This is a genomic window from Archangium lipolyticum (assembly GCF_024623785.1).
GTDB classification, from domain to species: Bacteria; Myxococcota; Myxococcia; order Myxococcales; family Myxococcaceae; genus Archangium; species Archangium lipolyticum.
Genome location: NZ_JANKBZ010000008.1, coordinates 43,209 through 54,587 on the forward strand (window position 1 = coordinate 43,209; position 11,379 = coordinate 54,587).

At 68.0% G+C, this 11,379-nt stretch carries 11 protein-coding genes, 1 pseudogene and 1 riboswitch; of the genes and pseudogenes, 3 read left to right on the forward strand and 9 right to left on the reverse strand.

What is annotated here, in order from left to right; translation table 11 throughout:
* Positions 1-106: 106 nt before the first annotated feature.
* Positions 107-2,857, forward strand: coding sequence for an ankyrin repeat domain-containing protein (locus tag NR810_RS18790; protein ID WP_257454206.1), 2,751 nt, complete (start codon positions 107-109; stop codon positions 2,855-2,857).
* A gap of 48 nt (positions 2,858-2,905) precedes the next feature.
* Here NR810_RS18790 and NR810_RS18795 read toward each other — a convergent pair whose 3' ends face one another.
* The 7 genes and pseudogenes from NR810_RS18795 to NR810_RS18825 all read right to left on the reverse strand — a co-directional run bounded on the left by NR810_RS18795 (position 2,906) and on the right by NR810_RS18825 (position 8,115).
* Positions 2,906-3,898, reverse strand: a complete 993-nt coding sequence (locus NR810_RS18795; RefSeq protein ID WP_257454207.1) for a HesA/MoeB/ThiF family protein — start codon at positions 3,896-3,898, stop codon at positions 2,906-2,908.
* Positions 3,877-4,473, reverse strand: a complete 597-nt coding sequence (locus NR810_RS18800; RefSeq protein WP_257454209.1) for a thiamine phosphate synthase — start codon at positions 4,471-4,473, stop codon at positions 3,877-3,879. Before NR810_RS18800 ends, NR810_RS18795 begins: the two co-directional genes overlap by 22 nt.
* Positions 4,470-5,240: a thiazole synthase gene (locus NR810_RS18805; RefSeq protein ID WP_257454211.1), complete on the reverse strand. Its 771-nt coding sequence runs from the start codon at positions 5,238-5,240 to the stop codon at positions 4,470-4,472. The genes NR810_RS18800 and NR810_RS18805 overlap by 4 nt, the downstream gene beginning before the upstream one ends.
* A gap of 4 nt (positions 5,241-5,244) precedes the next feature.
* Positions 5,245-5,442 (reverse strand): sulfur carrier protein ThiS, encoded by a 198-nt coding sequence (thiS, locus tag NR810_RS18810; protein WP_257454212.1) that lies wholly within the window; start codon positions 5,440-5,442, stop codon positions 5,245-5,247.
* Positions 5,439-6,410, reverse strand: coding sequence for an FAD-dependent oxidoreductase (locus NR810_RS18815; protein ID WP_257454214.1), 972 nt, complete (start codon positions 6,408-6,410; stop codon positions 5,439-5,441). The genes thiS and NR810_RS18815 overlap by 4 nt, the downstream gene beginning before the upstream one ends.
* A 73-nt stretch (positions 6,411-6,483) precedes the next feature.
* A riboswitch (TPP riboswitch) is annotated at positions 6,484-6,587 on the reverse strand.
* 414 nt (positions 6,588-7,001) lie between these two features.
* Positions 7,002-7,415, reverse strand: a pseudogene (locus NR810_RS18820) (IS701 family transposase); the annotation flags it as partial.
* Positions 7,357-8,115, reverse strand: coding sequence for a TetR/AcrR family transcriptional regulator C-terminal domain-containing protein (locus NR810_RS18825; RefSeq protein ID WP_306818310.1), 759 nt, complete (start codon positions 8,113-8,115; stop codon positions 7,357-7,359). The gene NR810_RS18825 and the pseudogene NR810_RS18820, both read right to left, overlap by 59 nt.
* A gap of 142 nt (positions 8,116-8,257) precedes the next feature.
* On the opposite strand from NR810_RS18825, the gene NR810_RS18830 reads away from it, so the two are divergent.
* Entirely contained in the window at positions 8,258-8,746 is a 489-nt protein-coding gene (locus tag NR810_RS18830) for a RidA family protein (RefSeq protein ID WP_257454218.1), read from the forward strand.
* A 232-nt stretch (positions 8,747-8,978) separates the two neighbouring features.
* Entirely contained in the window at positions 8,979-9,905 is a 927-nt protein-coding gene (locus NR810_RS18835; RefSeq protein ID WP_257454219.1) for a LysR family transcriptional regulator, read from the forward strand.
* A 7-nt stretch (positions 9,906-9,912) separates the two neighbouring features.
* Here NR810_RS18835 and NR810_RS18840 read toward each other — a convergent pair whose 3' ends face one another.
* Both NR810_RS18840 and NR810_RS18845 read right to left on the reverse strand, forming a co-directional pair.
* Positions 9,913-10,389 (reverse strand): SRPBCC family protein, encoded by a 477-nt coding sequence (locus NR810_RS18840; protein ID WP_257454221.1) that lies wholly within the window; start codon positions 10,387-10,389, stop codon positions 9,913-9,915.
* A gap of 92 nt (positions 10,390-10,481) precedes the next feature.
* Positions 10,482-11,366, reverse strand: coding sequence for an alpha/beta fold hydrolase (locus NR810_RS18845; protein ID WP_257454223.1), 885 nt, complete (start codon positions 11,364-11,366; stop codon positions 10,482-10,484).
* Positions 11,367-11,379 lie beyond the last annotated feature (13 nt).

Sequence of the window (11,379 nt, forward strand, 5' to 3'; positions counted from 1 at the left end):
ACAGGAAGGCCTGACGGCAGAGGTAGTGTGCCGTTGGCTCGGCGCCCTGGCCTCACCGGGCGTGAGCTTCGAGTTCCGTGGGACCCTCTTTTATACTCGCGGCTGAATGCACTTCCTCCATGTCCGCCGTCTTCTCCTCGTGCTCGCCATCGCGGGAGCCAGCATCGCGGTCGCCCAGCCGAGCACGGAGGGCAACGTGCTCAGGGTCGCGCTCTCGGGCGAGTACATGCCGTTGCACGGCTTCAAGGACGGGGTCGCCACCGGCTTCGAGGCGGAGCTGGCCCAGCGGTTGGCCCAACGCCTCGGTGCCACCGCCGTGTTCGTGGATACCCGGCGCGAGTTCGGCAAGGGCTCCGTCGAGGCGGTGGCGAGCGGCGAGGTGGACATCGCCCTCAACTCCATCACCCCGACTCCGGAGCGTGAGAAGCTCGTGGCCTTCACGTCTCCGTACCTGCTCATGCGCTACCGGCTCGCGGCCAGGTCCGAGACGGTCGTGGGGAGCCTGGGCCAGGTTCGCGGCCGTGTCGCTGGCACGGCCCTCGCGCTTCGAGCCGTGGAGACGGCCCTCCCCTCGGCCCGGCGCCTTCCGGCCCCGAGCACCGCCGCCGCGCTCAAGATGCTCCTGGCGGGCAAGGCGGACTTCGTCGCCGATGAAGAGGTCGGGCTGGCCATCGCCATCCAGCAGACACCATTGAAGCTCGTGGGCGCGCCCTTTGGCGAGTCTCCCCTGGCCATCGCGGTCCCCAAAGGGGAGGCACGGAGATACGAGAGGGCGCTCGAGCCGCTCTGGCCGGAGCTCGAGCGGCTCAAGAAGGAGTCGGGCCTCTCCTCCACGTATGAGCTGTCCGTCTTCGTCAAGCAGGACAAGCACGCACGGGTCGAGGCGCTGCTCTCCGCGGGGGTCGACCCGAACACCCCGGATGAGGACGGCAGGTCACTGCTGCGGGGGGTGTTGGGCGCGAACAGAATCGCCATGGCCCTGCTGCTCATGAAGGGGGGCGCCTCGCCGCCATCACCCGGCGAGGTGAATGAAGGCGAGCGGAAGGGGCTCTACACGCTGTTCGTCGCCGCGGCTGGCGAAGGCAATCTTCCCGCCGTGCGTCAGCTGCTCGCCGCGGGCGTCAAGGCCAACGTCAAGGCCGATACGGGGTCGAACCACACCGCGCTCATGCTGGCGAGCGCCCATGACCATCGGGAGATGGTCCAGCTGCTCCTCGGCAACGGACCCGGTATCGAGATCCGTGATTTCGAGGGCAAGACGGCCCTGGCGCACGCCGTCCGAGGCGGACGAGCAGCCATCGTCGACGCACTGCTGAAGGCCGGTGCCAATGCGCGGACCCTGGACACGGCGGGGCGCTCGCCCCTGCATGGTGCCGTCGAACCGGACAGCGTGGAGCTGCTCCTCTCCGCGGGGGCGGAGCTGGACGCTCGGGACAAATCCTCTTCGACACCGCTCCTCTCCGCGCTCCAACGAAAGAAGCCCGAGGTCGCGAAGGTCCTCCTGAGGCACAAGGCGGACGTGCGGACCGCCAGCAGCGACGGCACCACGGCACTGCATGCGGCCGCCCGGTTCAGTACCGAGCTCTCCTCCCTGCTCCTCGAGGCGGGCGCTCCGCTCGACGCGAGCGACTCCTGGGGCAAGACTCCTCTGACCGAGGCCCTGGAGGCCGGGAACCTGGAGGTGGTCGAGCTCCTGCTCGCCAGGGGCTCCCAACCCAACATCCAGACCCTGTGGCAGGCGGTCAACTGCCAGCACGAGAAGTGCAAACCGCTTCCAGCGCTCTTCGTGAAGTCCGGCGTCGACATCAACGCGGTGCTGGAGGTGTCGAGGGGCAACACCGCGCTCCACCTCGCGAGCGGGCGCATGCCCCCGGCGGTGACGGAGACCCTGCTCGCGCTGGGAGCGGACCCCAACCGGAAGAACACCGCCGGAATCATGCCGCTGCAGATCGCGGTGAAGGAGAATCCGCGGGCCGCGTGGCTCCTCGTCGACCGCGGTGCCCAGCTCGACGTCCTGGACACGTACGGGTGGACGCCCCTGATGGTGGCCTTGTGGGCCGAGGAATTCGGACTGGCCCGGCGGATGGTCGAAGCCGGTGCGGATCTCTCGCTCCGCTATCCGAGCAACGGGGAGAACCATCCCCTGCCGTTCGTGACGCTGCTCGCCCGGCGGTTCCCCCAGCCTGGAGCCCTCGGGGACCTGAGCTCCCTCCTGTGTACCTGGACCAATCGGACGCAGGGCGTGCCCCTGCTGGAGGAGCCCTCGGCGGACGCCCGGGTGGTCGCGACCCTTCCCTTCATGACCGAGCTCACACCCCAGCGGAAGCGAGGCGCGCCCGTCGAGGTGGAGGGCGCCCGGGGACGCTGGACGCAGGTGACCTGGGAGGGGAAGACGGGCTGGATCCTCGATGCCTTCCTCTCCGCGCGCAAGGACCTGCCCACGAGAGGGCTCGAGTACCTGGCGGGCTTCCCGACCACGTGGAACCTGCTCCGCAAGAGCGGACGGAGCTACACCTATCTGCATGGGTGCACGGGCGAGGCGTTCTTCGGTATCGAGCTCTCGCTCGCCAGCGATGAGAGCCGTGGCGTGAGGCCCCAGCTGATCATCTTCGGTGGACCGGACAGCAGCTTCTACCGCATCACCGATGTTCGGAGACCCTCGAAGAACACCCTGGAGCTCACCCTCTCCATGGGCTCGGATGTCTTCACCATCGACTACCAGCGCATCAACGATGCGGTGGGCTTCTGGAGTGGGCGGATCTTCGAAGGACCCTGGGTGCAGGAGGGTGGCATGTACCTCGCGGACCACGCACGCCTGTCTCGATTCGATGAAGTCTGTGAACAGGTGGAGGACTGAGCCCCCTGAACATCACCTCCTGAGGTGCGCCTCCTCCGGCGGCGCGACTCATGATGAAGCTCCAACGGGGTTGCCCGCCGCGACGAGGGCGATGTCTCCGGGCCAGATCGCGGCGAGGCGTTCCGCCGCCCTCCAGGCGCGGAGGCCGGAGCGGCAGACGAGCACCGCGCGCTGGCCGGGTTCGGGCAGGTCCATGCCGGGGCCGACCTCGGCCACGCTCATGCGCCGCGCTCCGGGGTGGATCAGCGGGGCCTCATCTACCCCGCGCAGATCGATGGTCAGGTCTCCTCGCGTAATCTCGGAAGGGGAGACGAAGCGCGGCGCACGCGCGGGCTCCTCTGCCCCATCGAAGCGGAAGCCGCCAGCGCGGAAGGTCGCGCCGTCGAAGGTGACGAGGCGCCCGAGTACACCTGCCTCCCCCGAGAGCAGCGCCAGCGCCATCTGCGCCTGCAGCGCACCGATCACGCCCACGACAGGGCCGAGCACGCCAGTTTCGGCACAGCTGCCCATCCGCTGCGGCAGGTCGGGGAAGACCGCACGCAGGCTCGGTGCGCCGCCGCAGAAACCGCCCGCGTAGCCCTCGCGCCCCGTGACGGAGGCGGAGAGGAACGGGAGGCCCCGCGCCAGGCACAGGTCCGAGAGGATGTAGCTGACCGCGAAACTGTCGGCGCAGTCGAGGATCAGCTCGCAGCCCTCGATGAGCTTCGGGGCGTTGGCGGGCTCCAGCGCGGCCACCACGGGCTCCACCACGCTCTCCGGATTGAGCCCGGCGAGGTGGCGGGCGCAGGCTTCGGCCTTGGGCTGGCCGAGGTCGCCCATGCGGAAGAGCGTCTGGCGGTGCAGGTTGCTCTCCTCCACCCGGTCGTGCTCGACGAGGCGGATGTGCCCTACCCCAGCCCCGACGAGATATTGCAGCACCGGCGCGCCGAGGCCCCCCGCCCCCACGACGAGGAGCCGCGCCGCCCGGAGCCGCTCCTGAGCGCCCTCCCCCAGCACGGCGGTCTGACGGGCATAGCGGCTCACCGCGTCACCTCCATCCATTCGGCGATCCGCGCCTCCGGGTTCGGGTTGAGCGTGATGTCGGTCACGACCGAGACGATGTCGGCCCCCGCCGCGAAGACGCCCGGGGCACGGGCGGTGCTCATGCCGCCGATGGCGACGAGGGGGAGGTCGCCAATCAGACGTTTCCATTCCGTCACCCGCTCCAGTCCCTGCTGGTGCCATCTCATCTGCTTGAGGCGGGTGGGATAGACCGGCCCCAGCGCGACGTAGTCGGGCTTCAGCGAGAGGGCGCGGTCGAGCTCGGCAGGGTCATGGGTGCTGATGCCGAGGCGCAGCCCCGCGCGGCGGATGGCGGGGAGGTCGGCACCGTCCAGATCCTCCTGCCCCAGATGCACCCAGTCGCAGCCCTCCTCGATGGCGATCCGCCAGTGATCGTTGACCACCAGCACGGCGCCGGCCTCGCGGCAGAGGTCTCGGGCGGAGGCGATCTGTCGGCGCAGGTCGTCCGGTGCGCGGTCCTTGAGACGGAGCTGGACGAGCTTCACGCCCAGGGGGAGCGCCCGGGGCAGCCAGGCCACGTCGTCGAAGATCGGGTAGAAACGGTCGAGCGTCACAGGAAGGCCTTTCCGAGCACCGGAGTGGAGGGCGCGGCCATGTCGCGCGGCGGCATCGGGCCGGCGCCGTGCGCGAGGCGCCCGGCCTCCAGCGCCTTCGAGAAGCCCTCGGCCATCGCCACGGGATCGCCCGCCTTGGCGACGGCGGTGTTCAGGAGCACCGCGTCGAAGCCCATCTCCATCGCCGCGGCCGCCTGGCTCGGCAGGCCCAGCCCCGCGTCGATCACCATCGGCACGTCGGGGAAGTGCGCGCGCAGGCTGCGCAGGGCATAGGGATTGAGAAGTCCCAGCCCCGTCCCGATCGGCGCGCCCCACGGCATCAGCACCTCGCAGCCCGCCTGCAAGAGGCGGTCGGCGAGCACCAGATCCTCGGTCATGTAGGGGAAGACCTTGAAGCCCTCGGCCACGAGGATCCGCGCGGCCTCGACCAGGCCGAAGGGATCGGGCTGGAGCGTGTCGGCATTGCCTATCACCTCGAGCTTGATCCAATCGGTCTCGAAGAGCTCGCGCGCCATCCGGGCGGTGGTGACCGCCTCGCGGGCGCTGTGGCAGCCGGCGGTGTTGGGGAGCACCCGCACGCCGAGCCCCGAGATCAGGCGCCAGAAATCCTGCCCCGCCCGCTCGCCCCCCGCCTCGCGGCGGACCGAGACGGTGGCGACGCCCGCGCCCGAGCGGCGGAAGGCCTCGGCCAGCACAGCGGGCGAGGGATATTGCGCGGTGCCCAGCATCAGGGGCGAGGCGACTTCGGTTCCGTAGAAGACCGGCATCGGCTCAGCCCCCCTGCCGGGGAGTGACGATCTCCACCCGGTCGCCTGCGGCGAGACGCAGCCCGTCGCGCGCGGCGGCGGGCACGAAGGCCTCGTTCACAGCCGTCGCGACCCTGGCCTCGCCATGGCCCAGTTCGAGGAGGAGCGCGCCGAGCGTCTCGCTCACCGTCTCGCGTGTTTCGCCATTCACGGTGATCTTCATTGCAGGAGCTCCACGTGTTCGCCGGACAGAAGGTGGTCAGCCGCCATCCGCGCCAGAACCGGCGCCATCAGGTAGCCGTGGCGGTAGAGGCCGTTGAGGAAGAGCGTGCCGTCACGCCGGATGAGGCGCGGGACGTTGTCGGGGAAGGCGGGCCGCGCATCGGCACCAATCTCGAGGATCTCCGCCTCGCCGAAGGCCGGATGCAGCGCATAGGCGGCGCTGAGCAGCTCCAGGACCGAGCGGACGCTCGCGCGCCCGCGCTCGGCGCTTTCGATCATCGTGGCGCCGAGCATGTAGATGCCGTCGCCTCTGGGGACGAGATAGATGGGGATCCGCGGGTGGAGGAGCCGGATCGGGCGCGAGAGGGCGAGGTCGGGGAGGCGCAGCACCAGCATCTCGCCCTTCACGCCGCGGAGCTCGGGGAGCGCGTCGCGAGCGGCAAGGCCCCGGCAGTCGATGCGCTGGCCCTCGGGCGCGGTCCGCGCGAAGGCGACGCCGAGCGCCGCGGCTCGGGCGCGCAGGGTGGAGAGGGCCACGCGCGGCGTCAGATGCGCCTCGGTCGGGAAGAAGAGCCCGCGGTGGAAGCGGCCGTCGAGCTCGGGTTCGAGCGCGGAGATCTCCTCGCCGCCCATCCACTGGTGCTCCCGCGTCCGGGCGGCGAAGCGGTCGAGCTCGGCCCGGTCACGGCCCAGGGCGAGGACCAGCGTGCCGCGGCGGATGACCTCCACCCCCTGCGCCGCCCACCAGTCGGCGGCGCTCTGGCCGAGCCGGATCACCGGCTCCTCGGCCGTCTCTCCCTCGCAAAAGGGAGCGAGCATCCCGCCCGCCCACCAGGAACAGGCCTGGGGACCCGGTTCGGGCTGGAGATCGACCAGCGTCACCCGCCCGCCGCGGCTCGCGAGCTCGACGGCGGTGCAGAGGCCCATGACCCCGGCGCCGAGAACGGAGAAGGTTGTGGACGTCCGCATCGCGCTTCCTCTCGTCGGAACCGGCGGGGGGTTCAGAGGAAGCTCCGGGGCCACGACCAGGAGATCGCGCGCGCCCTTGCTGCTCTCCGTTCCCTACGCCGGTCCTAGCCGGATCAGGTTCGATGGGTTGGCACCTGGCCTCTCAGCCCCCGGGAAGGGGCACCCCAACGGAATGACGCATGGCTAGCAGCCGGGCAAAGCGACGGCAAGTCTGGCGCATGGGCCATCGCTTCATTTCCGACTGCTGCGAGAAGGCGGTCTGCCTGAGAGGGCCGGAGGCGGTGCGCTTCGTCGGGGCGATGCCACCCGTCCTCCGCTCCAGCCCTCCCTCCAGGGGCCTCCTATACGCGAAGGCTAATAGCATCCGCCGCGAAGCGCGGCAGTGAACCCACTCTCGATAAAAAGAGACAGGCCGCGGCCGGGTTATGCATTTCGCACTTTTCCCAATCACCTCCGACTCCAAGCATGCTCCCTCGGACAGCAAGAGGGCATGCTGTCATGACTCGCCGGTGCGAACCTGGACCAGTGACTGTCTTCATCGGGCCGAACAACTCGGCCAAAAGACGGCTGCTCCGGAAGTTCGCTCATTAGAAAGCGCACCTGGTTGGGGACACCCGCCGTTGCTCGCTGCTTCCTGCTACGTGCCCACTCCTCGGGCAGGTACAGCCGCATGGCGATGCAACTGCGGCCTTTCTCTCCCGCCAGGTGCAGGCTGACCGCTACCTGGCAGTTTTCGGTACGGCCCAACGTTCCTGCGTACTGCCGGGCCACTCCCACCGAGTGTATGCCCTTCTTGGCAAAGCCCGTGTCGTCCAGCACGAAGGCTTACAGTCCGGGCAACTCTTCCTCCATCTTCATGGCCAGGCGCCGCCGGACCTCGTCGTCGCTCCAGTTGGAAGCCGAGACGCACTGCTGCAGCCGCTGACGCATGGCATCCACCTGCGCCTCATCCTCCACCAGCCGGGCGGCCATCGGCTCGATGCTTTTGCGCTCTCCGTCCAGAATGTTCATTGTCTCGAGCGAGACCATCGAGCAGGAAGTCAAGGCCTTTCCTGAAAGTGCCGTCCCAGTCGTCATCCAACAGCAGACGAGAGCGTTCGATTGTCGGATAGCGTTCGCTGAGACGTGTAAGGCGCTGCTGCGCGGCGACCCTGTCGTCGTCAGAAAGGTCGACGCTCCCCCGGGTGATGGTGGCGCCCATCACATAGTTCCAGAGCGACCATATCGCGACGTTCAGATCCGCGTCCGCCACACCGGCTCTGGACAAAGTCTTGCTCAGCAGCTCCAGGCGACTGAGGATGTTCGGGCCGAGCGCCCGGCGCGGCAACAGCGATGCCGACCATGGATGGCGCAGCATGCTGGCGCGCCAGTCTTCGAGCATATGAACGACATCCCCACGCCAGTCTCGAGACTCAGCCATTTGCGGCGGTCCGGGATATTCGAGCACCGAGTCGAGCGCCAAATCAAAGACCTCCTCTTTGTTGTCGACGTGCCAATATAGGCTCATCGCGCTCGAGCCGAGGCGTTCGGCCAGCCGACGCATCGTCAATCCGTCGACTCCTTGGGCGTCCAGCAGCTCTACCGCAGTCGCCACGATACGTTCCAGAGAGAGAGGCGGTTCACTGCGCGGTTCCTGCGCGGGCTGGGGTGACACATTTATCCGTTCAGACTGTTTGCCCCGGGCGCCGCTCCGTTTGGATGCCATCTGTCTTCCTCAGCGATTGACTCGTACAACGTACGGTGCTATCAATCGTACGCCGTACGACTCTATCGCATGGGCGAGTTGAAGTTCAATCCTGTAGGCCGCGAGGTACGTTGCTCGCGGTCCTCAGAGCCAAGAGAAAATCATGTCACGTGCAATCAAGCACGTGTTTATCGGAGGGCTAATCATCATGACCATGGGCGTTCCCACTGCGACGACAGCTAACGAGAACGAGCTCAAGCTGACCATCGTCAATCCCCAAAACCTCTACGACCCGACGCCGAATGGTTACAGCACAGCGGTGATCATGCCCCGCGACGCCCGGGTAGCCTACATCTCCGGACAGGGCGGCCAAGACAGCACGGGAGCCCTGTCGGCTGACTTCGCCGTCCAGGTTGAGCAGGCCTACGCAAATTTGCGCACCGCCCTCGATGCTCTCGGTGCCAGGCCGGATCAGGTCGCCAAGCTCACGGTCTTCGTGGTCGATCACGACATGTCCAAGCTCGAGGTGTTGACCAAGAACGTCAAGAAAATGTTCGGCAAGGCACTGCCGGCGCAGACGCTGATTCCCGTCCCCAAGCTTGCAATTGACCCCATGCTGTTCGAGGTCGAAGCGGTCGTCATTCTAAAATAGTGGCGCCGACGGCTCAGGCACGATTGTCACTGCAGTCGAGGAGAGGGGGATGCTCGGGTGGCCGGCGTCGACACTCTCCCTGCGCAGGGGGGCGGGCCACCGCGCCGTTGGAGGAGCTCACCCGGCGTGGGCTGCCCTACGTGGTGGGAGTGCAGGGCACGCACAAGGTGTGGCCGCCGGGTGTGGCCCCTCATCATGGAAGTTGATGTTTGACTGCCCTAGGCTTCACGCCATGAATGTCTCCGCGTTCGACCTGAACCACGCCCGCGCGCTCCACTTCCTGCTCGAGGAGGCCCATGTCGCTCGTGCCGCGCGGAGACTCGGAATCACGCCCGCGGCGGCGAGCAATGCATTGCGACGGCTGCGGAGCGACTTCGATGACCCGCTCCTGGTCCGGGCGGGGCGAACACTGGTGAGGACCCCGCTCGGGGAGCAACTGAGGGCCCCCGCGAGAGAGGTCCTGGCCGCGGCGGAGCGCCTCTTCGAGGTGAGCGCTCCGTTCGAGCCCGACAGCTACGACGGCGAGCTCGTCCTCACCACGTCAGACCGGGTGGCTGAAGCCCTCCTGCCGACGCTCGATGACTTGCTGACCGCGCGGGCCCCGCGCGCGAGCCTGGCGGTACGAACGGTGCTGGTCGACCTCGCGAGCATCCTGAGAGACCGGGGTGGCCTTGCCGTCACACCCGCCACCGCTCGAGAGCGAGGCCTTTCGACAGAGAAGCTGTTCCTGGAGGATTTCGTCTGCGTGCTCCGCGAGGGTCATCCCCTGCTGAAGGGCCCATGGACGGTCCGGCGCTTCGCCGCCGCTGAGCACATCCTCGTCGCGCCCCAGGCCCAGTCGCGCCGGGGTGCCGTGGACGACGTGCTCGAAGCGCAGGGGCTGACCCGGCGGATAACGCGGGTCGTGACCTCGTTCGCGTTGGCGGCGCCCCTGCTCGTCTCCTCGGACCGCATCACGGTGCTTCCGCGCAGCTTCGCTCTGGCTCGAACCCGGGAACTGGGGGTCGTCATGCGAGCGCCCCCCTTCGAGCTGCCCTCCATCGAGATGGAGATGGTGTGGCACCCCGGGCACGAGCGAGACCCGAAGCACCTCTGGTTTCGACAACTCCTGCGGGATGCCGTGCGCGTCGCGGGGCTCCAGCCCCCACAGGGGTCGTGAAGCCGGGTCAGAGCCGGCCTTCCTGGGCGAGCAACCGGGTTCGCGCCAGGGTCGAGAGCAGGGCCCGCTTGTAGCCGCGCTCCTCGCTGTCCATCGTGGCCTGCTCCTTCCGCTCCTGCTCGCCTCCCGGTTCCGCGTTCCGCAAGCCCAGCAGGCAGTAGAACCTCAGGTGCAGCGAACCATCATCGCCCTCGAGTACCTCGTTGACGATGACGCCTTCGCGCGGCCCCTTGTTCTGGTGGAAGGACACCTTCGTCCTGGGCTCGAAGGTGATGATCTCCGACACGTCGTCGCCCATGATGGTGGCCTCGCGGATGATGTATTCCTCGCCGTCGACGACCACGTCGCACTTCGTGCAAGCGCCGGGCGGCAGGAACAGCCTCGCATCACGCGCCTTGAGGACGAGGCCCCGCCAGAGCTGGTCGCGTGTCAGCGGAAGCTCGCCCTCGGGGTTCACGGGTACGGTCGCGGTTGAATAGATCATGGCCGATGCTCCTGTCTCGGGTTCAGGTTGGATGGGTCATGAATAGGCCGGCCTCGTCATTCGTGGAAGTTGATGTGTGACAGCTCTGTCCTTCACGCCGTGAAGGTCTCGCGACCTGCCCGGGCACGCGGCGCCGGCTGGGCGTCGAGGAAGGAGCGCAAGGCGACCGCGAAAGGCTCCGGCCGCTCGAAGAACGGGAAGTGTGCGCCCCCCTCCTCGGCGGTGAAGGTGCGCAGCTGGGCTCCGGGGATTTGCTCGGCGCTCCACTTCTGCGATGCCGGGTTGACGTGGCTGACCTCGCCAGCGAGCACCAGCGTCGGCACGTCAATGCGTGGCAACACGTCGCGCCAGTCCTGCATGATGTGGTCCAGCAACAGCCGTGCGCCGAAGCCGCCGTCGAGCTTGAGGTTCTCCTGGTAGAGCCACTCCAGGTCCTCGCCGGGGATCTGCCTGGTGAGCATGGAGACGAGGAACTTGCGCCGCACGCTCGCCGCGTCGGGACCGTTGAAGCCCTTGCAGAAGGCCTCGGCGCCGGGAAAGTCCATGATGGCACCCACCCTGACCGCATCGGCCTGCTCGAGCCAGGGCAGGATCGTACAGGCGCTGGGCTGGTCGATGATGATGAGCGAGCTCACCTTCGCGGAGCCGAACAGGTCGAGGTAGCTCCACAGCACCGACGCCCCCATGGAGTGGCCCGCGAGGTCCGCCTGCTCGATGTGGAGGTGCGTCAGGAGTTCGTCGAGGTCGCGCGCGAGCCGGGCGATGCGAGCGCCGTGCGGGGGGTGGCCGGATTCCCCGTGGCCACGCTGGTCGTAGCTGACGACACGGTATTGCCTGGCGAGCATGGGAATCACCCGATCGAACATCGCGCGCGACTGCGACCAGCCGTGCAGCAGTACCAGGGTACGCTCGCTCGAGCTCGAGCCCGCGATGTGGTAGTCCAGTTCGCATCCGTCGGCGGTGGTGAAGGTGCTCATGGTGTTTTCCTTG